Genomic DNA, 22030 nt, shown 5'->3' on the forward strand with positions numbered 1-22030 from the left:
CTAGACGATGGGATCTTGCCGGTGACACGCACCACTAGATCACCGGTCACGACCTCGTTGCCAGAACTGTCCACTCCCGACAAATGGCCGCGATGCTGACGCGCAGCAAAAGGGCGACATCACACGGTCATGCCTCGTTACGCGAGCCCTGCACAGTCCAACATCAGCAGCACCTACCGGACCGAGCCGGGATCACCCTCAGCACATCACGACACTCATCAGCAGAATCATCTGATTACGCGTCAGTAGAGTCAGCATTGGGTCAGCATTCGGTTTGCCAAGCCCTGCTACAGATGGCTAAACACGCGAAGCGCTACGCGCCCTCGGAGCCCGCGGGCCGGGCATGATCATCCATCCACGGCTACTCGCATTCACTGCACCCAGGGCATCCCCTAGGCCGTGGCTATGCCCAAAGCAGCCGCAGCATCTGCACTGGTCAGCGCACCCGTCCCCGCGCTTTCAGCGGCCCAGGCGGCAAGTTCGGCGCAGGGAGCCGGTCACCGTCGTACCCCTTCACCTCACCGAAGCGCGAGCTTTCCATCCAGTCCGAACGGGCTTGTGCGATATCCTGGTTGGACCGTCCGATGAAGTTCCACCACATGACCAGCTCCTCCTCGAACGGCTCGCCGCCGAGCAGCATCAGGCCGGCGTCCGACTCGGCCCGCAGGGGCAGTTCGGTGCGGCCGCAGCCGAGGTAGAGCATGGAGCCGGGCAGCAGCGGCACACCGTCCACGTGGGCCTCGCCGGACATGGACAGCACCGCGTACTCGAAGTCCGGCTCCAGCGGCAGGCGTACGTCGGCGCCCCGCGCGAGGGCCAGATCGGCGCCGACGATCGGCGTGTACGTCGTACCGGGCGAGGCCGCTCCGTCGACGCCGCCCAGCACGATCGTGGCCTTCAGGCCGGGGGCCGTGACGACGGGCAGCTCGCTGTGGTGTTCGAAACGCGGGTCGGTGTGGCGGTCGCTGTCCGGCAGAGCGACCCACAGCTGCGCGCCGTGCAGGAAGCGGGCGTGCGACTTGGGGCTCTCCTCGGAGTGGCTGATGGCCCGGCCGGAGGTCATGAGCCCCAGCTCACGGGGGCGGATCGTCTGCAGGCTGCCCGTGGAGTCGCGGTGCAGCACCTCGCCCTCGTGCAGCCAGCTCACGGTCTGCAGACCCATGTGCGGATGCGGCGGGACCTGCATACCCGGCTCTTCGGCGATGTCGTCGGGCCCGTAGTGATCGACGAAGCACCACGCGCCCACCATGCGCCGGCCCAGGTTGGGCAGCAGCCGCCGGACTTCGCTGGACTCGCCGAGCTTGACCCGGCGGGGGCTGAGGAGTTCACGTACCGGCTCCGCCACCACGAAGCCCCGGCCGCCGCACAGAGCAGGAACGGCCTCGCGATCAAGATTGCTCATGCCGCACAACCTAGCCCCGTCGAGGAGGGTCCGTCATGCCGTCCCCCGCCGGTCACCACCGAGCAGGTTGTGGAATATTCAACAAACCTGGGCGGTTCTGCCCGTCGAAGGAAGCCAAGGAAGCCACGGATGTCGAGGGAAACAGAGGAGGTCACGGACGTGGACACGACGTACTACGGCCACGGAACGACCGCGGAGCGCTGGGAGCGCGCCCGGATGTTCTTCGACGCCAAGGACTACGCGGCCTCGGCGCGCGTGCTGGACGCGCTGGTCGAGGAGGTGCCGCAGGAGACGGCCCCCCGTCTCCTGCTGGCCCGGGCGTACTACCACTCGGCCCAGCTGGGCCGGGCGGAGTCCGAGCTGCGCGTCCTCGTCGAGCGTGACCCCGTGGAGCACTACGCCCGCCTCATGCTCGGCCGGACGCTCCAGCGCCAGGGCCGCGACGACGAGGCCCGGCCGCACCTGCGGCTCGCCTCGGCCCTCGCGGGGGATTTCGACTCGTTGTGACCTGCGAGTCGTGAGCTCCACGTTGTGAGCTCCACGTTGTGAGATGTGAGGTGTGAGCAGGGCGGCCCGGGTCGTCCGGCGGCGCGGGCCGCGCCGCCGGGCCCCCGGCCCGCTACTTCACGGACGCCTTCGAGGCCTCCTCCGGTGACTCCTTCGCCGGCTCCTCGGACGCGTCCTTGGATGCGTCCTTGGACGCGTCCTTGGAGGGCCCGTACGTGCGCTTGCCCCGCCGGTAGGCGATCTCGCCGAGGATCACGTCCACCGCGATGAAGGCCGCCAGCGGGATGCCGAGGAGCGGCACGAAGTAGCCGAGGACGGCGATGCCCGCCATCAGCGGGACGAGGACGGGCGCGGGCACCTGCTGCCAGGCGCCGCGCGGAACGGGACGGCCGAAGGCCGAGGCGCGGCCCCGCTGCCACCACATGCGGTAGCCCCACAGGATCAGCAGGATCAGACTGAGGGCGAGGGCCATCAGCACCAGCTGGTTGACGATGCCGAAGAGGACACCGGTGTGCGCGTCGATCCCCCAGCGGGTGAGCTTCGCCAGCACCGGGTAGTCGGCGAACCGCACCGTGTCGGTCACCTCGCCGGTTGTCGGGTCGACCGCGACCGCGTCCTGCTTGGTGGGCCAACTGCGCTGGACCTGGCTGACCTTGTAGGCGGACGAGGCGTCGGCGGGCGGGACGATCTCCACCGGGTCGCCCAGGCCCTCGGCCCGCGCGGCGGCCAGCACCTTGTCGAGGCCGACGCCGTGCTCGACGCCGCCCTCGGCCGAACCGGACCCGTGGCCCGAGTGCTCGCCGCCCCCGGCGGCCGACACCGACGGGGTCGCCTGGCGGAGCGAGGTGCGCAGTTCGTCGATGTTCGCTCCGGCGTACGTCGACCAGGTCAGGCCCGTCGCCGAGAGGAAGATGAAGCCGACCGCGGCCCAGACACCGACCGACCCGTGCAGCCCGAGGGTGCGTCGGCGCCCGCTGGTCCCGCGTATCTTGCGCTGCGAACGACGGCGGCCGAACCAGAGCACCAGGCCGCCGCCCGCGATCACCCACAGCCAGCTTGCGGCGAGTTCGCTGTAGAGCCGGCCGTCGTCGCCGAGCTTCAGGTTGGCGTGGAACTCGTCGATCCAGGTGCGCAGCGGCAGGGCGCCGGTGGACCCGTACTGTTCGAGCGCGCCGCGCACCTTGGCCGTGTACGGGTCGACGAACACCGCGAGGGTGTGGGTCTCGCCGATGCCGGAGACGCCGGACAGCATCACCCTGGTCGTCGCGTCGTCCTCGGGTGAGGGGCGTACCGCGGAGACCGTTCCCTCCGGGTGGGCCTTGCGCGCGGCGGCGACCTGTTCGGAGATCGGCAGCTTCTCGTCGCCGACCGGGACGGTCATCTCGTGCGAGTAGAGGATCTTCTCGGCCTGGAACGACGCCGCGTACAGGAATCCGGTCGTGGCGGCGACCAGCAGGAACGGGGCGACGAACACTCCGGCGTAGAAGTGCAGCCGCAGCACCAGCGGGCGGAGCGGCGCCCAGCCGCCGCGTCTGGGAGTGGCGGGGGTGACGGACTGCGGGGACTCGTCCGTCTCGGTCGTGGGAGCGGTGGACATCGGCTGGCTTCTCCGGTCGGGCAGGGGACGACGGGGCCGTACTCGGCCGTTGCGGAGCAGTAGTCGGTGGGCGGGGCCGTCGAGTTCCCGGAGATTCATGTGGTCTGTGTCACATGGCAGTCGGCGGTGCCGACCGGCACCCGGACGGAAGACCCGCGCCCCTGCCAGGGAGCCGCCTCGCGCCCGGGACGCCGTCTTGGCATGCTGGCGCGATGGCATCATCCAGTGACCTCACGCCCCTCAGCGACCGAGTGGAAGAACTCCTCTCCCGTACGGGCCCGTTGCCGATCGTCGCCGCGGGTGACCCCGTGCTGCGCCGCGCGGCCGAGCCGTTCGACGGCCAGCTGGACCCGTCGCTGCTGGCCCGCTTCGTCTCGGCCCTCCGCGACACCATGCACGCGGCGCCGGGGGTCGGGCTGGCCGCACCCCAGGTGGGCATCCCCCTGCGTCTCGCGGTGATCGAGGACCCGGCGCCGGTCCCGGACGAGATCCGCGAGGTACGCGGCCGGGTACCGCTGCCCTTCCGGGTCCTGGTCAACCCGGTGTACGAGGCCGTGGGCACCGCCCGTGCCACGTTCTTCGAGGGCTGTCTGAGCGTGCCGGGCTGGCAGGCGGTGGTGGCCCGACCCGCCGAGGTGCGGCTCCTGGCGCAGGACGAGCACGGGAACCCGGTGGACGAGGTGTTCACGGGCTGGCCCGCGCGGATCGTCCAGCACGAGACGGACCACCTGGACGGCACGCTCTACCTCGACCGCGCGGAACCGCGCTCACTGTCCTCCAACGAGGCGATGGCGCAGTGGTGGGCCCAGCCGACCCCCGCCGAGGCGGCGAAGGGGCTGGGCTTCCACCTGTGAGCCTATGAACCTGTGAGCCTGTGAGCCTGTGAGCCCGGCCTGTCAGCCGGGATCCGTGCGCCGGAACCCGGCTGGGCCGGGTCACTTCCCGTCGCGGTACGCCTCCAGCAGCCTCAGCCACACCTCGCTGACCGTCGGGTAGGACGGGACCGCGTGCCACAGCCGGTTCACCGGGACCTCGCCGGCGACCGCGATCGTGGCGGAGTGGATCAGCTCGCCGACGCCGGGGCCCACGAGGGTGACACCGCGGAGCGTCTCGGTGTCCAGGTCGACGACCATCCGGGCCCGGCCGCGGTAGCCGTCGGCGTAGAGGCCGGCGCCGGCGACCGTGGAGATGTCGACGTCGACGGACCTGACGCGGTGGCCGGCCTGCTCGGCCTCGGCGAGGGAGAGGCCCACGGCGGCGGCCTCCGGGTCGGTGAAGACGACCTGGGGGACGGCGGCATGGTCGGCGGTCGCGGAGTGCGCGCCCCAGGGGTCGGTCTCCAGGAGCGGTACACCGGCCGCGCGGGCGGCGATGGCGGCGCCCGCGATACGGGCCTGGTACTTGCCCTGGTGGGTGAGCAGGGCGCGGTGGTTGACGTCGCCGACCCCGTACAGCCATTCGCTGCCCGTGACCCGGCAGCTGTCGTCGACCTCCAGCCAGGAACCGGGCGTGAGGCCGACCGTCTCCAGGCCGACGTCGTCGGTGCGCGGGGCGCGTCCGGTGGCGAAGAGGATCTCGTCGGCCTCGATACGGTCGCCCGTGGACGTGGTGACGACGACCGTCGTGCCCTGCCGGGTCACGGACTCGACCGAGGCGCCCGTGCGGACGTCCGCGCCCGCTTCCGTGAGCGCCTCGGCGATCAGTTCGCCGGCGAAGGGCTCCATGCGGGGCAGCAGTCCCTTGCCGCGGACGAGGATCGTGACCTGGGAGCCGAGGGCCTGCCAGGCGGTGGCCATCTCCACGCCGACGACTCCGCCGCCGACCACGACGAGGCGGCCCGGGACGGCCTGGGCGCTGGTGGCGTCCCGGCTTGTCCAGGGCTTGACGTCGGCGATCCCGGGCAGGTCGGGCACCACGGCGCGGGTACCGGTGCTGATGGCCACGGCGTGCCGGGCGGTCAGTACGTGTCGTTCACCGTCGGGGCCCTCGACCGTGACCCGGCGCGGCCCGTCGAGCCGGCCGTGTCCCCGGTAGAGGTCGACTCCGACGCCTTCCAGCCACTGGACCTGGCCGTCGTCCTTCCAGTTCGAGGTGAAGTAGTCGCGGTTGGCGAGGATCGCCGCCGCGTCGAGGGGGCCCTGCACGGCCTGGCGCAGGCCGGGGACCTTGCGGGCGTCCGCGCGGGCGATCACCGGGCGCAGCAGGGCCTTGCTGGGCATGCAGGCCCAGTACGAGCACTCGCCGCCGACCAGTTCGCTCTCCACGATCGCGGCGGAGAGGCCTGCCGCGCGGGCGCGGTCGGCGACGTTCTCCCCCACGGGTCCGGCCCCTAGCACCACGACGTCGTACACGTTGGTTTCCGTTTCCGTCATGGGGTCAGTCTGGTCGTTGGTGTGGGTCGTGGCCACACGGGTACGTGCGCGGAATACGGCGCCGGTCGGCGCCGTTGTGCACAACGGCCACGCACCGACCCCAGGAAGAGGGAATCAACGCCATGAGCAGCACCGTGGAGCTCACCAAGGAGAACTTCGACCAGACGGTCACGGACAACGAATTCGTCCTGATCGACTTCTGGGCGTCCTGGTGCGGCCCGTGCCGGCAGTTCGCCCCGGTCTACGAGAAGGCCGCGGAGGCCAATTCCGACCTGGTGTTCGCCAAGGTGGACACGGAGGCTCAGCCGGAGCTGGCCGCCGCCTTCGACATCCAGTCGATCCCGACGCTGATGATCATCCGCGACCAGGTGGCGATCTTCGCCCAGCCGGGTGCGCTGCCCGAGGCCGCTCTGACGGATGTCATCGGTCAGGCCCGCAAGCTCGACATGGACGAGGTCCGCAAGTCCGTCGCCGAGCAGCAGAAGGCCGAGCAGGACAAGGCCGAGTAATGCCGGAGGGGCCCGCGCCCGAGGGGGTGACGGTCGCTCCCCCACCGGTCGGTGATCGGCCCCCGGGCCGGCCGGTCGCCTGCGTGCCGGTCGGCGGTCTCGGATCCGGTCCGGCGAGCGGCTCCTGATCCGGTCCGCTCAGCGCTCCCCGATCCGGCCCGGGGCGTCCGCCTCGGCCGCGAGCGGAATTCCCGTGTAGTTCGCGGCCAGTTCGGCGGCGGCCGAGCGGGACTGTGTGATCCGGCGCAGCCGCGCGAGCTGGACACGGTCCTCGAAGGCGTCGCCGTCCGGCCGCGTGTGGAACATCGTGGTCATGTCGTAGGAGAAGCGCGTCGCCTGCCAGACCCGGTCGAGGCACACGCGCGAGTACGAGTCGAGGAGCCGGGTCGATCCGGAGCGGTGGAGCTCGGCGAAGCCGCGGGCCAGCACGCGGACGTCGGACACGGCCAGATTCAGCCCCTTGGCTCCCGTCGGCGGCACGATGTGCGCGGCGTCCCCGGCGAGGAACAGCCGGCCGTGCCGCATCGGTTCGTGGACGTGACTGCGCATCGGGGTGACGGACTTGGCGGTGATCGGGCCGCGCTCCAACTGCCAGTCGCCGTCGATCGCGAAGCGGGCGTCCAGCTCGTCCCATATGCGTTCGTCCGGCCAGTCGTCGGCCTCCGTACCGGTCGGGACCTGCAGATACAGCCTCGACACGGATGTCGAGCGCATGCTGTGCAGCGCGAAGCCGCCCGGACCCCGCGCGTAGATCAACTCGTCGCAGGAGGGCGGCACATCGGCCAGTATCCCGAGCCAGGAGTAGGGGTACTCATGGGTGTACGTACGGCTGACGGCGGCCGGGAAGGCGTCGCGGGCGATGCCGTGGAAGCCGTCGCAGCCGACCACGTAGTCGCAGGTGAGTGTCTTCTCGCGGCCCTCGTGCACGAAGCGTACGAGGGGTGCGCCGCTCCCCCGGCCCTCGACGCCTTCCCGGCCCTCGGCGCTCCCGGTGTTCTCGACCGCGACGGCCTCCGCCTCGAACAACAGCGGTGGCCCTTCAGCGAGTTGCAGCCCGACGAGGTCCTTCACGATCTCCGTCTGGGCGTAGATCGTGACCGTGCGACCGCCGGTGAGCGCAGGGAAGTCGACGCGGTGCCGCGCGCGGCCGAAGCGCAGCTCGATGCCGTGGTGGACCAGGCCCTCGGCCTCCAGGCGATCGGCGGCCCCGCACTCGCGCAGCGCGTCCACCGTGCCCTGCTCCAGCATTCCGGCCCGCTGGCGTTGCTCGACGTACGCGCGGGTCCTGCTCTCCAGAACGACGCAGTCGATGCCCGTCCGGTGCAGTGAGCGGGCCAGCAGGAGCCCGGCCGGGCCCCCGCCGATGATGCCGACCGTCGTCCGCATGACACACCCCCGGAGATTCAGCTCGATTCGCGGTGCACGACCGTCGCTCCCAGTACCTCGTGCGCCTCGGGCTCCGCGGTGGGCTCGCGCACCGCGCGGTCGACCAGTTCGGCGAGTTCCCGCCCGGAGGGAAGCTCGATGTGGACCGTGCTCAGCCGTGGGCGCAGCAGCCGGCCGAGCATCAGGTCGTCGGCGCCGACGACGGCCGTCTCGCCCGGTATGCCGACGCCCTCGTCCTGCAGGGCGCGCATCAGCAGCATCGCGAACTCGTCGTTGTACGCGAAGACCGCGTCCAGGCCGAGGGACCGCCAGCGCCCCGCGAGGTCGGCCGCGGCCTTCTCGTCGTACGCGAGCGGCACCTCGGTCAATGTGGCGTCCGTGCCGGCCAGTGCCTGCCGTACGCCTTCGAGCCGGGGTCTGGAGAAGATCTCCAGGCCGGGATCCTCGGGCACCAGCACACCGACGCGGCGGTAGCCCCGGGACAGCAGGTGCGTGCCGACGCTGCGGCCGACCCCGTGGTGGTCCATGAGCAGCGCGTGCGCGCCCTCGATGCGTTCGGGGCCGAGGGTGACCACGGCCCGGGCGCCGGAGCGCTTGAGCACGGACACCCCCCGCGGGCCCAGTCCGCCGCCGGGCGCCAGCACGGCGACCGGTCGCAGCTCGGCCCAGGCGCGGGCCGCCTCGTCGCCCTGGAGCCCGAGGCCCCCGTACTGCACGACGGTGTACTCAAGTCGGCTGAGCGCCCACTGGAGTTCGTTGAAGAACTGGCTGTAGAGCGGGCCGACGGGCACGTCCGGGGAGGGCATCAGGACCATGCGGCTGTGCCCGGCGCGCAGGCTGCGGGCCGCGGCGTGCGGCACGTACCCGAGTTCCTCGGCCGCCTCGTGGACGCGGCGGCGGGTGGGCTCGCTGATCCGGACGGCGCTGGTGTTGTTGAGGACGTAGGAGACGGTCGCGCGTGAGACACCCGCCAGACGGGCCACATCGGCGCTCGTCGGCACGGAGTGCTGCGCGGGCGACGGAGGGGCGGATGTTTTCGGTATCTGCACCATGAGTACGGCATCCTTGCAGAAGCCGGGGGCGGCCCCGGGGCCGGGGGGCGCCGGGCGCGGCGGACACCCCGCTCCGCACGATCGTGCGCGGTGCGGCCCAAGTCGCTTTCCTAGTGCGGTAGTTCCGTCCGGGTCAGGCGTGCGACCAGGTCGGTCCAGCCCGCTTCCAGCCGCTCCAGCGGCATCCCGCACTCCTTGGTCAGGTAGTGGATCAGCGCGGGGTCGAGATAGCCCATCAGCGTCTGGGCGAGGAGGGCGCAGTCGGCGTCCGGCACCGCCTGCCGCAGCAGCAGCGTGACGTGGCCGGTGAGGAAGCGCTGGGGCGGGAACGAGAAGCGGCGGGACGGTTCCGGCTGGGCCGCCAGTTGCAGGTCCAGGTGGTCGACCGCCTGCCGCAGGACGGCACAGCCGAACGCCCTCAGCCGCTCGACCGGCGGTGCGCCGGGGCCCAGCGGTGGCGGGCCGCTGAGGAAGGCGGCCTGGAGCTGCTTGGCGGAGTGGTCCAGGAGGGCCATCAGCAGGCCGGTGCGGTCGCCGAAGCGGCGGAAGACGGTTCCCTTGCCGACCGAGGCCGCCGCGGCCACCGCCTCCATCGTGACGCCGGCCGCGCCGTGCTCCTCGACCAGGCGCGTGGCCGCCTCCAGCAGCCGGGCGCGGTTGCGCGCCGCGTCGGCACGCAGGCAGGGCTCGTCCTCACCGGTGGACAGCTCCAGGAGAACGGGCTCGTCACTCGGTGCCTGGGGCTTCGGAAAGGGCGGCAGGGAGGCGGGCATGAACACATCGTAACGCCGGGGAAGAAAACTGGACCGTGGTCCGTTTGACTGGTAGAACTTTTAAACGGACCCCGGTCCGGATCGTAACGGCAATGTTTCGTCCCCTTTGGAGCCCCCCATGTCTGTTCGTATCCTCGCGCTCGTCGGCAGCCTTCGCGCCGGCTCCCACAACCGCCAGCTCGCCGAGGCCTCCGTCAAGCTCGCGCCCGAGGGCGCCGAGGTCGACCTGTTCGAGGGCCTGGCCGAGATCCCCTTCTACAACGAGGACATCGACGTCGAGGGCAATGTCCCGGCCGCCGCGGTACGGCTCCGTGAGGCCGCGGCCGGCGCCGACGCCCTGCTGCTCTTCTCGCCCGAGTACAACGGCACCATCCCGGCCGTCCTGAAGAACGCCATCGACTGGCTGTCCCGCCCGTTCGGCGCGAGCTCCCTCAACGGCAAGCCCCTCGCCGTGGTCGGCACCGCCTACGGCCAGTTCGGCGGCGTCTGGGCGCAGGACGAGACCCGCAAGGCCGCCGGTATCGCCGGCGCCAAGGTTCTTGAGGACATCAAGCTCTCCATCCCCGGTTCGGTCGTCCGCTTCGCCGAGACGCACCCCTCCGACGACGCCGAGGTCGCCGCCCAGCTGACCGAGGTCATCACCCGGATCCACGGCGAGGCGAGCGCGCCCGTCGCCGCCTGACCCGGACACGTTCCCGGACACATCCGTGACGCGCGGTTCCCACCGCGCGTCACACGCGTCCGCGGCAGGTGTCCGAAACACCTGCCGGTAGTACGTACCCGTAGTACAGGTCGGACGGAAGGTGCCACCGCGCGATGACGACGTCCGCCCCAGCCACCGCGCCCAAGCTCGTGGCCACCGATCTCGACGGGACGCTGCTGCGCAGCGACGGGACCGTCTCCGGACGGACAGCGGCCGCACTCGCGGCGGCCGAAGCGGCGGGTATCCGTCTCGCGCTGGTCACCGGCCGGCCCCCGCGGAGCCTCGCCGTCCTGCACGAGGACATCGGACGGCACTTCGCGATCACCGCCAACGGCGCCGCCGTGTACGCGCCCGACGGCACCGCCGTACGGCTGTCGCCGTTCCCGACAGCGCCGCTCACCGCGCTCGTGGCGCGCGTCCGGGCCGCGGTGCCCGGCGTTTCCTTCGCCTTCGAGTACGAGCGGGACTTCGGCCACGAACAGGCCTACCCCGCCTGGTCGTACGGGGAGTCGGCGGTCGAACTGATCGGTACCGCAGAGGACTTGCTCGCGCGGACCCCGGAACGCCCCGTCTTCAAGGTCCTCGCCCATCACCCGACGCTGTCGCTGCACGACTTCCACGAGCGGGCGCGGCTCGGCGCGGGCGACGACGCCGAGACCACGCACTCCACGGGTCTGGCGCTGGTCGAGTTCAGCGCGCCGGGCGTCACCAAGGCCAGCGCGCTCACCGCGTGGAGCGCCGAACTCGGCCTGGGCCCCGACGACATCGCCGCGTTCGGCGACATGCCCAACGACCTGCCCATGCTCGGGGCGGTGGGCCGCTCGTACGCCATGGCCAACGCCGATCCCGAGGTCAGGCGGGCCGCCCGGTTCCACACCGCCTCGAACGACGAGGACGGTGTGGCGCAGATGCTGGAGCGGTTCGTGCGACTGGCGCGTGACGAGGCCGCGTAGAGCACCCGGACCGCGCCGGACCGTACCGGGGCCACACCGGCCGGCGGCCGTGGCTCAGCCGAGTCCGGCCAGCCGCTCGACGAGCGGGGCGACCCCGCGCTCGATCCACTCGGCGGGCTCGTCCACCCGCGGACCGAGGATCACCGTCTCGATGCCGAGCCGCGCGTACTGCGCCATCTCCCGTGTGAAGGCGTCGAGTTCGGCCTCGCTCCTGGGGTCGCCCGAGTGGACCATCGTCTTGCGCACGTCGGCGTACTCGCGGCCCACCGCGTCGCAGTGCCCGCGCAGGACGTCCAGCTTGTGCCCGACCTCCTCCGGGGTCGAGGCGAACAGGTTGCAGGCGTCCGCGTACTGGGCGACCAGCCGCAGCGTCTTCTTCTCGCCACTGCCGCCGACCATGATCTCCGGGCGCGGGGTGCTCACCGGCGCCGGTACGCAGAGGGTCTCGGCCAGTCGGTAGTGCTTGCCCTCGAAGGGCCCGTTCGCCTGCGGGTCCCACATCTGCAGACAGATCCGCAGCGTCTCCTCCAGCCGTTCGAAACGCTCCGCGAGCGCCGGGAACGGCACGCCCAGGCCCTCGTGCTCGCGGTCGTACCAGGCCGCTCCGATCCCCAGTGTGGCCCGGCCGCCCGACAGCACGTCGAGCGTCGTGGCGATCTTGGCGAGGAGCCCGGGGTGGCGGTAGGTCACCCCGGTCACGAGCGTCCCGAGCCGCACGGTGGAGGTGTGGGCGGCGAGGAAGCCGAGGGTCGTGTACGACTCCAGCATGGCGTCCTCGGCACCGCCGTTGAACTCCATCTGGAAGTAGTGGTCCATGACCGACATCCAGCTCACGCCCGCGGCCTCGGCGGCGGCACCCGCCGCGGCCAGCTCGGGGCCGATCGCGGCCGCGCCGCGAGGATGGTTGAACCGGTTGATGTGAACGCCGACCCGCATGTCCGTCTCCGTCGCGCTGGAATCACCGTCGGACAGTCGCCGACTCCCGTGACGGTAGAACTTGAAGAGCGCTCGAAGGCAAGGCCGGAGCGGCGGGCAGGACCTGGTACGCAGGTCAACCGCCGCCCCCGCCGACGAAGTTGCACGCCCCGTACCGCATACGCCATCCGGAGGTTACCGTTCGGTAGACATCGTGCTCCCGGAGGTGGCCGACCCCTATGACTCCCGTGGCTCCCGACCGTGTCCGCAGGCCCGGATGACTCCCGACCGTGCCGCGGGGCTCGCGCAGCGCGCCCGTGCCCTGGCCGAGGGCACGGTGTCCTCGCGGACGCTCGTCGAGGAGGCCCTCGCCGGGATCGAGGCCACGCAGGGCACGCTGAACGCCTTCCGGCTGGTGCGCGCCCGGGCGGCGCTCGCCGAGGCCGACGCGGCGGACAAGGAGCTGGCGGCGGGCGGCCGCCGGCCGCTGCTCGGGGTGCCGCTGGCGGTCAAGGACGACATGGACGTGGCGGGCGAGCCGACGGCCTTCGGCTGCCGCGGCACGTTCCCGCCGGTGCCCGAGGACGGCGAGGCGGTACGCAGGCTGCGGGCGGCCGGGGCCGTGATCGTCGGCAAGACCAACACCTGTGAGCTGGGACAGTGGCCCTTCACCGAGGGCCCGGCCTTCGGCGAGACCCGCAACCCGTGGCACCCCGGCCACACGCCGGGCGGCTCGTCCGGCGGTTCGGCCGCCGCCGTCGCGGCGGGCCTGGTCCCCGCCGCGCTGGGCTCGGACGGGGCGGGCTCGGTACGCATCCCCGCGTCCTGGACCCATCTGATCGGCATCAAGCCGCAGCGCGGCCGGATCTCGACCTGGCCGCGCCCCGAGTCCTTCCACGGCATCACGGTCAACGGCACGCTGGCCCGCACCGTCGAGGACGCAGCACTGCTCCTGGACGCGGCGAGCGGCAGCCACGCACGCGATCTGCACCGCCCGCCCGCGCTGCGCGTCTCGGACGCGGTGGGCCGGGACCCGGGGCGGCTGCGGATCGCGCTGTCGCTGAAACCCCCGTTCACGGCGCTGCCCGCGCGACTGAGCCCCGACGTACGGGCCCGGGTCGTCGCCCTCGCGGAACGGCTGGCCGCGCTCGGGCACGAGGTCGAGGAGGCCGACCCGCCGTACGGGCAGATCGGGCTGGCGTTCGTTCCGCGCGCCACCGCCGGTATCGCCGAGCGCGTGCGTGACGTGCCCGACGCCGCCCTGCTGGACCGGCGCACCCGTGAGGCGGCCCGGCTCGGACGGCTGCTCGGCGGGGCCCCGCTGCGGGCCGCCCGGCGCGCCGAGGCACGGCTGCACCGGCGGATCGGCGTGCTCTTCGAGACGTACGACGTGGTGCTGGCCCCGACGACGGCCGCTCCGCCGCCGCGGATCGGTGCCCTGCACTCTCTGAGCGGCTTCGGCACCGACCGGGCCATGATCGCCGCGTGTCCGTACGCCTGGCCGTGGAACGTGCTGGGCTGGCCCGGGGTGAACGTCCCCGCGGGGTTCGTCGAGGGTTCCCTGCCCGTGGGCGCCCAACTCCTCGGTCCCGCGCACAGCGAACCGCTCCTCGTCTCGCTCGCCGCACAGCTGGAGGCGGACCAGCGGTGGTACGAGCGGTGGCCGGCCGGCGCGTCGGACGGCGGACCGGGCGGCGGTGCGGGGGAGTTCGGTCCGCCCGCCGGTCCCCGGGCCGCGGCCCCGTAGGCTTGGGTCCGTGGACGACGCGTCGATGGTGGGGCTCATGGGGCGGGTCACCGGCACGGTGGGGCCCGGGCTCGTCGGCGAGGTGATCGTCCGGGTCCGTGGCGGCGCCGAGCACTTCCTCGCGTACGCCGCCTCCTCGAAGGACCGCATCGAGTCGGGCACGGTGGTCATGGTGGTGGAGTACCTGCCGCCGCGGACGGTGTACGTGTCGGCCGCGTACGACAGTTGAAGCCGTCCGCGGGCGTCCGGACCACCTGAGCGCGCGGTACGTATCAAGGCTGTCCCAAGGACGCGTCGGCCTCTGTACCCATGGGCTGTCGCGGGCGCACACTCCCCTTCGTTCGGTGCCGACAGGGCACCATCCAACAGGGGGCGAATGCCGATGGTTGTCGGCGTCGTGGCGGGGGCAGCGGTCCTCGCGCTCATTTTCGTCGTAGTGGTCTTCAAGCTGATGTGGCGCGTCGCGGAACCCAACGAAGCACTGATCATCTCCGGTTCGAAGCATCGCACCGAAGGCATCGAGGAGGGGATGGGTTTCCGTATCGTCACCGGGCGCGGCACCCTCGTGCTGCCGGGCATCCAGGCGGTCCGCAAACTCTCGCTCGACCTCAACGAGACCGATCTGTCCGTCGACTGCGTGACCCACCAGGGCATACCTCTCAAGGTGCGGGGCGTGGTCATCTTCAAGGTGGGCGACGACTTCGTGTCGATCGCCAACGCGGGACGCCGGTTCCTCGATCAGCAGAAGCTGGTGGCGGAGCGGGTGCACAACGTGTTCGCCGGCCATCTGCGGTCCATCGTCGGCGGACTGACCGTCGAGGACATGATCCGCGACCGCGACAAACTCACCGGGCAGACCCGTGCCGCGTGCGGTACGGAGATGGAGAAGCTCGGACTGATCGTCGACTCGCTGCAGATCCACGAGATCGAGGATCCGACGGGCTACATCAAGAACCTGGCCATGCCGCACGCGGCGGCCGTCCAGCGGGACGCGCGGATCGCGCAGGCACAGGCCAACCGGCTGGCCACCGAGGCCGAGCAGCAGGCCGCCGCGCGGATGGCGGAGGCGACCCGGGACAGCGAGATCCTGCAGGCCGGATACCAGGCGGAGCGCGACAAGGCCGCGGCCAAGGCGCGGCAGGCCGGGCCGCTCGCCGAGGCGGGGGCCCGGCAGGAGGTCGTGGTCCAGGAGACGCGCGTCGCCGAGCTGAAGGCCCACCGGCGCGAGCAGCAGCTCCAGGCGGACGTCCGCAAGCCCGCGGACGCGAAGGCGTACGAGAAGCGGACGCTGGCCGAGGCGGAGCGCGATGTCCGGATCTCCGCCGCGCAGGCCAAGGCCAAGGAGACCGAATTGGCCGCGGCGGCCGAGGCGACCCGGGTGAAGACGGCCGCGGGCGCGGAGGCAGAGGCGACGAAGGCGCGCGGTGCGGCCACCGCGACGGCGACCAGGGCCACGGGTGAGGCGGAAGCCGCCGCCCAGCAGGCCAAGGGTCTCGCCGTCGCCGAGTCGACACGGGCGAAGGGGCTCGCGGAGGCGGAGGCCATCGCGGCGCGGGCCGCCGCACTGGCGGAGAACCAGGAGGCGGTCGTCGCGCAGCAGCTCGCGGAGAACTGGCCGGAGATCGTCAAGGCCGGTGCGGGGGCGTTCGGGAACGTGGAGCACATGGTGCTGCTGAACGGGGCGGACGGGATGTCCGACATGTTTGCCAAGGCGCTGACCATGGGTGGGACGGGGCTCGGGCTTGCCCGGCAACTGCTCGCTTCCATGAACACGAACGGGCATGTGGGCAAGGAGGGTTCGGGTGTGAACGGGTTCACTTCTCCGGGGCCTGCGCCGAGTTCGCAGAAGGTGGGGGTGGACGGGGAGTCGTAGCGGCGCCGTCGGGGCCGGGGGTCGTTGACGGGTGCGGGGCGGCTGCGGCTGGGTGCGCAGTTCCCCGCGCCCCTCAAGCAAGAGCGGCGGTTGCCCGTGCCCCTGGCCGGAAAGGGGTGCGGGCCATCGCTGTAAGGGGCGCGGGTTAACGTGTCGTTCGTGACTGCTTCTGCCGAGCAAGATGTTCCCGGGCGATTCGGGCCCGCCGCCACCACCGAGGCCGATCCGCGGCGGGTCGGGGTCGTGCGGACCGAGTACTCGCCCGCCCATGACGGTGACCCGGACCCGGGCGAGATCGTGTGGACGTGGGTGCCCTACGAGGAGAACGACGGGCGGGGCAAGGACCGCCCGCTGCTCGTGGTCGCCCGGGAGGTCGCCGGTACGTTCCTCGCCGTGCAGTTGTCGAGCAAGCGGCACGACGGCGACCGGGAGTGGGTGCCGATCGGCAGCGGGCCCTGGGACCGGTCGGGGCGCGACTCGTGGGTGGACGTGGACCGGGTGCTGCGGCTGCACGAGAAGGGGATGCGCCGGGAGGCCTGCGCCCTGGACCGGATGCGGTTCAACCTGGTGGTGCACCGGCTGCGGGAGCGCTACGGCTGGCGCTGAAGCGACCTGAACGCCTCCTCGAAGGCACCCCGGACCACCGCTCCACTCGTACGGTCGAGGATGCCGAACACCACGTGCTCGAAGGTGCCGGAGAACCGGCCCTCGTCCCCGAGGAGCGCGCGGAACGCGCCCGCCACCTGCGCCGGGTCGTTCTGGAAGACCCCGCAGCCCCAGGCGCCGAGCACCAGCCGCCGGTAGCCGTGCGCCGCGGCCGTCTCCAGGACGCGCTCGGCGCGCGAGGCGAGGGCGCGCGGCAGCTCGGGCACCCGCTCCGGCGCTGTGCGCTTGATCACTCCCGCGTTGGGTGCGGCGGCGGTCAGGAATCCGGCGGTGTACGGCTCGTCGAGGAGCCGTCCCCGGTCGTCGCGGAAGACCGGGACGGCCGGTGAGTGGATCACCCGGTCGGTGTAGAAGGTGTCGCGGTGCGTCCGGTGGTGGTCGTAGAACTCACGGACCTCCACCACGCACGCGTAGAGCGCGGAGGCCCGGCACAGGGCCTCCTCCTGGGCCTGTGCGCCGTTCAGATAGCCCCCGCCCGGATTGCGCGCCGAGGAGAAGTTCAGCACCGCGACCGGACCGGTCAGCCGGCGTGCCGCCTCCAGGCTGCTCTCGCCCGTGACCTCGAAGAACGTGTCCGCCGAGCCGGTAGGAGCGAGGGAGGCCGGCGTCTCCACGGGGCCCGGCCCGTACATCCGCGTGCCCTCCCGGGCGGCGGCCACCGCCGCGGCGATCGACACCTCGCGCCCGTCGGACGCGCGATACCAACCCGCCGCGACGATCTCCTCCGTCTGCCGTGCGACCGCGCGCAGCCGTGCGCTCATGGCGCCACCCCTGTAGGCGCCGTGCTCGCGCCCCGCGCGATCTCCCCCGATACCCCCGTGGCATCCCCCGTCGTGCTCATGAACGCATGGTGAGCGATCCTGGTACAGAGCTGCAACAGAGTTTCACGCACCCAAAAGCGGCGATACGCACCCTTGTGCGAACCGGCTCAAGGGTCTTGGGTGGGACGAGCGTCTGTCGGGTCGGCCCATCCGAAGCCGGCCCGACGGCATGGATGGAATCTCAGGAGGATCCCGACATGTCCGATTCGGCGAGTGACTGTACGGAGCCACGCCGCTCCACCGTCACCGAGGCCGAAGTGGAGGCACTGGTCCGCGGCATCTGCTTCAAGACCGGACCGCCCCGCTTCCTCGGTGTGGAACTCGAATGGCTCGTCCACGAGCCGCGCTCCCCGCGGCTCCCCGTACCACCAGAACGTCGCGAAGCGGCCTTCGCCGCAGTGCGGGCACTGCCCCTCAGCTCGGCGGTCACCGTCGAACCGGGCGGCCAGCTGGAGCTCAGCTCCGCACCCGCAGCCTCCCTCATGGAGTGCATCGCATCCGTCTCCGCCGACCTCGACGCCGTACGCGCGGTACTGCGCGAGGCGGGTCTCGCCCTCAGCGGACTGGGCCAGGACCCCTGGAACGAACCCACCCGGTTCCTCCATGAGCCGCGCTACGACGCCATGGAGACCTGTCTCGACCGCACGGGCCCCGAGGGCCGCGCCATGATGTGCTCCTCCGCCTCCGTCCAGGTCTGCCTGGACGCCGGGTACGAGGAGCCCGGACCGCTCGGTCTCGGGCGGCGCTGGTGGCTGGCGCACCAGCTGGGCGCGGTACTGGTGGGCGCGTTCGCCAATTCCCCGATGGCCCGCGGCCGGCCCACGGGCTGGCGCTCCACCCGGCAGTCCCTGTGGGCCGCGATGGATCCGGGCCGCACCAGCGCCCCGCCCCTCGACGGCGACCCTCGGGCCGCCTGGGCGCGGCACGTCCTGGACGCGCCGGTGATGTGCGTACGGGCGCCCAGCGGGCCCTGGGACGTGCCGGAGGGCCTGAGTTTCCGGGACTGGACGCGGTCCGACGCACCACCCGGCCGGGAGGATCTCGACTACCACCAGACGACCCTGTTCCCGCCGGTGCGCCCACGCGGGCACCTTGAGCTGCGCATGATCGACGCGCAGCCGGGCGACGACGGCTGGATCGTGCCGCTGGCCGTGACGACGGCACTGTTCGACGACGCGGAGGCCGCCGAGACCGCCTACCGGACGGTTAAACCGCTCGCCGAGCGGGCCGGCTCACTGCCCGCCCCGCTCAACGCGCTGTGGACCACCGCCGCCCGCTCGGGCCTGGCCGATCCCGAGCTGCGGGAGGCGGCCGTGACCTGCTTCGCGGCGGCGGCCGACGCGCTGCCCCGGATCGGCGCGAGCACCGAGGTGCGGCGGGCGGTCGCGGAGTTCACCGACCGCTATGTGGCCAGGGGCCGCTGTCCGGCCGACGACCTGCTCGACCGTGCCGCCGACTCCGGTCATCCGCAGCACGGCACACTCCACGGCACGGAACAGGCCGCGGGGCAGAGCACGGAACAGCACACGGAACGGCGCACCGAACAGCGCACAGAACACCTGCTCAGCGGGAAGGACCTCCGCTCATGACCGACCCCGGTACCGGCATCTCTCTCGACGACCCGGAGACGCTCAGGAAGCGTGCGCTGGCGGCGCTGCTCGCGGCCCGTGAGCGCACCGCGCTGCTGACCTCCTGCGTCGAGGACCCCGAACTGACCGCGCAGCACTCGCCGTTGATGTCCCCGCTGGTGTGGGACCTCGCGCACATCGGCAACCAGGAAGAACTGTGGCTGCTGCGGACCGTCGCGGGCCGTGACGCGATGCGGCCCGACATCGACGGCCTGTACGACGCGTTCGAGCACCCGCGTTCCGAGCGGCCCTCGCTTCCGCTGCTGCCGCCCGCCGAGGCCCGCAGCTATGCCGCCGAGGTACGCGGACGGGCACTGGACATCCTGGAGAGCACCGCGTTCCAGGGCACCGGCGCCCCGCTGACCGAGGCGGGCTTCGCCTTCGGCATGATCGCCCAGCACGAACAGCAGCACGACGAGACCATGCTGATAACCCATCAGCTCCGCAGAGGGCCGGTGGCGCTGACGGCACCGGACCCGATGCCCGTCCCCGCGTTCACCGGACCGGCCGAAGTGCTGGTCCCGGGCGGCCCGTTCACGATGGGCACGTCCACCGAGCCGTGGGCGCTGGACAACGAACGGCCGGCGCACGCGCGTCTGGTGCCGCCGTTCTTCATCGACACCACCCCGGTGACGAACGAGGCGTACCAGGCGTTCATCGCGGACGGCGGCTACACCGACCGGCGCTGGTGGGCACCGGCCGGCTGGTCCCACATCCGGGAACACTCCATCGAGGCACCGCTGTTCTGGCGGCGCGACGGCGGGCAGTGGCTGCGGCGGCGCTTCGGCGCCACCGAGGTCGTACCGCCGAACGAGCCCGTCCTGCACGTCAGCTGGTACGAGGCCGACGCGTACGCGCGCTGGGCGGGGCGGCGGCTGCCGAGCGAGGCCGAGTGGGAGAAGGCCGCCCGGCACGACCCGGAGACCGGCCGCTCGACGCGCTACCCGTGGGGCGACGCCGACCCCACACCCGAGCACGCCAACCTCGGCCAGCGCCATCTGCGCCCGGCCCCGGCGGGCAGCTACCCGGAGGGTCAGTCACCCCTGGGCGTACGGCAGCTGATCGGTGACGTGTGGGAGTGGACGTCCAGCGAGCTGCTCCCCTACCCGGGCTTCCACGCCTTCCCGTACAGGGAGTACTCGGAGGTGTTCTTCGGCTCCGAGCACAAGGTGCTGCGCGGTGGCTCGTTCGCCGTGGACGCGGTGGCCTGCCGGGGGACGTTCCGCAACTGGGACTACCCGGTCCGGCGGCAGATCTTCTCCGGGTTCCGTACCGCCCGGGACGCCCCCGCGGACAGCGTCTGATGTGCCGTCATCTGGCATACCTGGGGCCCGAGGAGCCGCTGGGGCGGCTCCTCGTGGACCCGGCACACAGCCTGTACCGCCAGTCCTGGGCGCCCCGGCGCCAGCGGCACGGGACCGTCAACGCCGACGGTTTCGGAGTCGGCTGGTACGCCGAGGGTGATCCTGTGCCCGGGCGCTACCGGCGCACCGGGCCCATCTGGGGCGACCAGTCCTTCGCGGACCTCGGGCGGGTGGTGCGCTCGGGCGCGCTGCTCGCCGCGGTGCGCGACGCGACCCTGGCCGGGGCGGACGGGGAGGCCGCGGCGGCCCCGTTCGCCGCGGGCACCTGGCTGTTCAGCCACAACGGCGCGGTCGCCGGCTGGCCGCGCTCGCTGGCCCCGCTGGCCCGCACGCTGCCCGCCGCGGACCTGCTGTCGATGGAGGCGCGCTGCGACTCGGCGTTCGTCTGGGCGCTGGTCCTCAACCGGCTGCGCGGCGGCGACGAGGAGGGCCAGGCCCTGGCCGACACGGTTCTCGACGTCGCGGCGGCGGCCCCCGGCTCCCGCCTCAACCTGCTGCTCACCAACGGCGAGGTGATCGCCGCCACCGCCTGGGGCGACACGCTCTGGTACCTGACCGAGCCCGGCCGGCGCACCGTCGTCGCGTCCGAGCCGTACGACGACGATCCGCACTGGCAGGAGGTGCCGGACCGGACGCTGCTCGCCGCGAGCCGCACGGACGTCCTGCTCACCCCGCTCAAGGACATCGACGAACACCTGGCATCCGCACCAAGAGCATCCGTACCCAGCAAGGAGCCCAGTACGTGAGTCCGTTCCTGGTCACCCGCACGCTGCCCGAGGACGCCACGGACGCCGCCCTGCGCGCCGACGTCCTGCACGGCCTGACCCGCACTCCGAAGACGCTCCCGCCCAAGTGGTTCTACGACGCGCTCGGCAGCGAGCTCTTCGAGAAGATCACCGCGCTGCCCGAGTACTACCCCACCCGCGCCGAGGCCGAGATCCTCGCCGGCCGCGCCCCCGAGATCGCCGCCGCGACCGGCGCCCGCACCCTGGTCGAACTGGGCTCCGGCTCGTCCGAGAAGACCCGGCACCTGCTCGACGCGCTGCCCGCCCTGCACACCTATGTACCGGTGGACGTGAGCGAGAGCGCGCTCACGCAGGCCGGTGAGGCGCTGCTCGCCGAGCGTCCCTCGCTCGCCGTGCACGCGCTGATCGCCGACTTCACCAAGGACCTGGCACTTCCGGACACTCCCGGGCCGCGGCTCGTCGCGTTCCTCGGCGGCACGCTCGGCAATCTGCTGCCCGCCGAACGCGCCTCGTTCCTGGCGTCCGTACGTTCCCTGCTGTCGCCCGGCGACGCGCTGCTCCTCGGCACCGACCTGGTGAAGGACGAGTCGGTGCTCGTCGCCGCCTACGACGACTCCGCCGGGGTGACGGCCGCGTTCGACAAGAACGTGCTGAGCGTCGTCAACCGCGAGCTCGGCGCGGACTTCGATCCCGACGACTTCAGCCATGTCGCCCGCTGGAACGCCGAGGAGGAGTGGATCGAGATGCGGCTGCGCGCCCGTTCGGCGCTCACCGTCAAGATCCCCGCGCTCGACATCGCCGTGGAGTTCGCCGAGGGCGAGGAGATGCGCACCGAGGTGTCGGCGAAGTTCCGTGAGGAGGGCGTACGCGCGGAGCTGGCCGCGACCGGATTCGAACTCGCCCACTGGTGGACGGACACCGAGGGGAGGTTCGCGCTGTCGCTGAGCACGGCCCGGTGACAGCCGCCGGACCGGCGCCCGCGGTGACTCCTGTCCCCCGGGCCCACATCTCGCGGT

At 72.1% G+C, this 22030-nt stretch carries 21 protein-coding genes; 13 read left to right on the top strand and 8 right to left on the bottom strand.

Annotated elements, in window-relative coordinates; all coding sequences use genetic code 11:
• Positions 1–436: 436 nt before the first annotated feature.
• Positions 437–1402, bottom strand: coding sequence for a pirin family protein (locus tag OHS59_RS06900; protein ID WP_328492499.1), 966 nt, complete (start codon positions 1400–1402; stop codon positions 437–439).
• Between the two features lie 159 nt (positions 1403–1561).
• On the opposite strand from OHS59_RS06900, the gene OHS59_RS06905 reads away from it, so the two are divergent.
• Complete coding sequence (locus OHS59_RS06905) at positions 1562–1909, top strand: tetratricopeptide repeat protein (protein WP_328499085.1); 348 nt, start codon at positions 1562–1564, stop codon at positions 1907–1909.
• Between the two features lie 112 nt (positions 1910–2021).
• Here the strand turns inward: OHS59_RS06905 and OHS59_RS06910 are convergent, their stop codons facing one another.
• Entirely contained in the window at positions 2022–3506 is a 1485-nt protein-coding gene (locus OHS59_RS06910; protein ID WP_328492500.1) for a PepSY-associated TM helix domain-containing protein, read from the bottom strand.
• Between the two features lie 212 nt (positions 3507–3718).
• Between OHS59_RS06910 and OHS59_RS06915 the strand changes: the two genes are divergently transcribed.
• Positions 3719–4360 (top strand): peptide deformylase, encoded by a 642-nt coding sequence (locus OHS59_RS06915; RefSeq protein WP_328492501.1) that lies wholly within the window; start codon positions 3719–3721, stop codon positions 4358–4360.
• 81 nt (positions 4361–4441) lie between these two features.
• On the opposite strand, the gene OHS59_RS06920 is transcribed toward OHS59_RS06915, so the two are convergent.
• Positions 4442–5878, bottom strand: coding sequence for a dihydrolipoyl dehydrogenase family protein (locus OHS59_RS06920; protein ID WP_328492502.1), 1437 nt, complete (start codon positions 5876–5878; stop codon positions 4442–4444).
• Positions 5879–6000: 122 nt separating this feature from the next.
• Here OHS59_RS06920 and trxA point away from each other — a divergent pair, with 122 nt between their 5' ends.
• Positions 6001–6387, top strand: a complete 387-nt coding sequence (gene trxA, locus OHS59_RS06925) for a thioredoxin (protein WP_328492503.1) — start codon at positions 6001–6003, stop codon at positions 6385–6387.
• A 138-nt stretch (positions 6388–6525) separates the two neighbouring features.
• Here trxA and OHS59_RS06930 read toward each other — a convergent pair whose 3' ends face one another.
• The 3 genes from OHS59_RS06930 to OHS59_RS06940 form a co-directional block, all read right to left on the bottom strand.
• Positions 6526–7773, bottom strand: a complete 1248-nt coding sequence (locus OHS59_RS06930) for a 4-hydroxybenzoate 3-monooxygenase (RefSeq protein WP_328492504.1) — start codon at positions 7771–7773, stop codon at positions 6526–6528.
• A 17-nt stretch (positions 7774–7790) separates the two neighbouring features.
• The gene (locus OHS59_RS06935) at positions 7791–8825 is read right to left on the bottom strand and encodes a LacI family DNA-binding transcriptional regulator (RefSeq protein ID WP_328492505.1); all 1035 of its coding nucleotides are present in this window, start codon (positions 8823–8825) and stop codon (positions 7791–7793) included.
• A gap of 110 nt (positions 8826–8935) precedes the next feature.
• Positions 8936–9598 (bottom strand): TetR/AcrR family transcriptional regulator, encoded by a 663-nt coding sequence (locus OHS59_RS06940; protein ID WP_328492506.1) that lies wholly within the window; start codon positions 9596–9598, stop codon positions 8936–8938.
• A 118-nt stretch (positions 9599–9716) separates the two neighbouring features.
• Here OHS59_RS06940 and OHS59_RS06945 point away from each other — a divergent pair, with 118 nt between their 5' ends.
• Both OHS59_RS06945 and OHS59_RS06950 read left to right on the top strand, forming a co-directional pair.
• Positions 9717–10280 (top strand): NAD(P)H-dependent oxidoreductase, encoded by a 564-nt coding sequence (locus OHS59_RS06945; RefSeq protein ID WP_328492507.1) that lies wholly within the window; start codon positions 9717–9719, stop codon positions 10278–10280.
• 134 nt (positions 10281–10414) lie between these two features.
• Positions 10415–11254: an HAD family hydrolase gene (locus OHS59_RS06950; RefSeq protein WP_328492508.1), complete on the top strand. Its 840-nt coding sequence runs from the start codon at positions 10415–10417 to the stop codon at positions 11252–11254.
• 54 nt (positions 11255–11308) lie between these two features.
• Here the strand turns inward: OHS59_RS06950 and OHS59_RS06955 are convergent, their stop codons facing one another.
• Positions 11309–12190 (bottom strand): LLM class F420-dependent oxidoreductase, encoded by an 882-nt coding sequence (locus OHS59_RS06955; RefSeq protein WP_328492509.1) that lies wholly within the window; start codon positions 12188–12190, stop codon positions 11309–11311.
• A 256-nt stretch (positions 12191–12446) separates the two neighbouring features.
• On the opposite strand from OHS59_RS06955, the gene OHS59_RS06960 reads away from it, so the two are divergent.
• The 4 genes from OHS59_RS06960 (at position 12447) to OHS59_RS06975 (ending at position 16395) form a co-directional block, all read left to right on the top strand.
• Positions 12447–13916, top strand: coding sequence for an amidase (locus tag OHS59_RS06960; RefSeq protein WP_328492510.1), 1470 nt, complete (start codon positions 12447–12449; stop codon positions 13914–13916).
• Between the two features lie 25 nt (positions 13917–13941).
• A complete protein-coding gene (locus OHS59_RS06965) occupies positions 13942–14145 on the top strand; it encodes a hypothetical protein (RefSeq protein ID WP_189779856.1) in 204 nt (67 codons plus the stop codon).
• 147 nt (positions 14146–14292) lie between these two features.
• Entirely contained in the window at positions 14293–15789 is a 1497-nt protein-coding gene (locus tag OHS59_RS06970) for an SPFH domain-containing protein (RefSeq protein WP_328492511.1), read from the top strand.
• A 159-nt stretch (positions 15790–15948) separates the two neighbouring features.
• A complete protein-coding gene (locus tag OHS59_RS06975) occupies positions 15949–16395 on the top strand; it encodes a type II toxin-antitoxin system PemK/MazF family toxin (protein ID WP_328492512.1) in 447 nt (148 codons plus the stop codon).
• On the opposite strand, the gene OHS59_RS06980 is transcribed toward OHS59_RS06975, so the two are convergent.
• Entirely contained in the window at positions 16380–17216 is an 837-nt protein-coding gene (locus tag OHS59_RS06980; RefSeq protein WP_328492513.1) for a TIGR02452 family protein, read from the bottom strand. The two genes, OHS59_RS06975 and OHS59_RS06980, sit on opposite strands and share 16 nt — an antisense overlap.
• 257 nt (positions 17217–17473) lie before the next feature.
• On the opposite strand from OHS59_RS06980, the gene egtA reads away from it, so the two are divergent.
• From egtA to egtD, 4 genes are read left to right on the top strand one after another with little or no spacing between them, the layout of a single operon-like run.
• Positions 17474–18865 (top strand): ergothioneine biosynthesis glutamate--cysteine ligase EgtA, encoded by a 1392-nt coding sequence (gene egtA, locus OHS59_RS06985; protein WP_328492514.1) that lies wholly within the window; start codon positions 17474–17476, stop codon positions 18863–18865.
• Entirely contained in the window at positions 18862–20208 is a 1347-nt protein-coding gene (egtB, locus tag OHS59_RS06990; protein WP_328492515.1) for an ergothioneine biosynthesis protein EgtB, read from the top strand. Before egtA ends, egtB begins: the two co-directional genes overlap by 4 nt.
• Positions 20208–21014: an ergothioneine biosynthesis protein EgtC gene (gene egtC / locus OHS59_RS06995; RefSeq protein WP_328492516.1), complete on the top strand. Its 807-nt coding sequence runs from the start codon at positions 20208–20210 to the stop codon at positions 21012–21014. The genes egtB and egtC overlap by 1 nt, the downstream gene beginning before the upstream one ends.
• Complete coding sequence (gene egtD / locus OHS59_RS07000; RefSeq protein ID WP_328492517.1) at positions 21011–21973, top strand: L-histidine N(alpha)-methyltransferase; 963 nt, start codon at positions 21011–21013, stop codon at positions 21971–21973. The genes egtC and egtD overlap by 4 nt, the downstream gene beginning before the upstream one ends.
• Positions 21974–22030: the final 57 nt, after the last annotated feature.

It is taken from the genome of Streptomyces sp. NBC_00414 (assembly GCF_036038375.1).
In the GTDB taxonomy this organism is placed as follows: Bacteria; Actinomycetota; Actinomycetes; order Streptomycetales; family Streptomycetaceae; genus Streptomyces.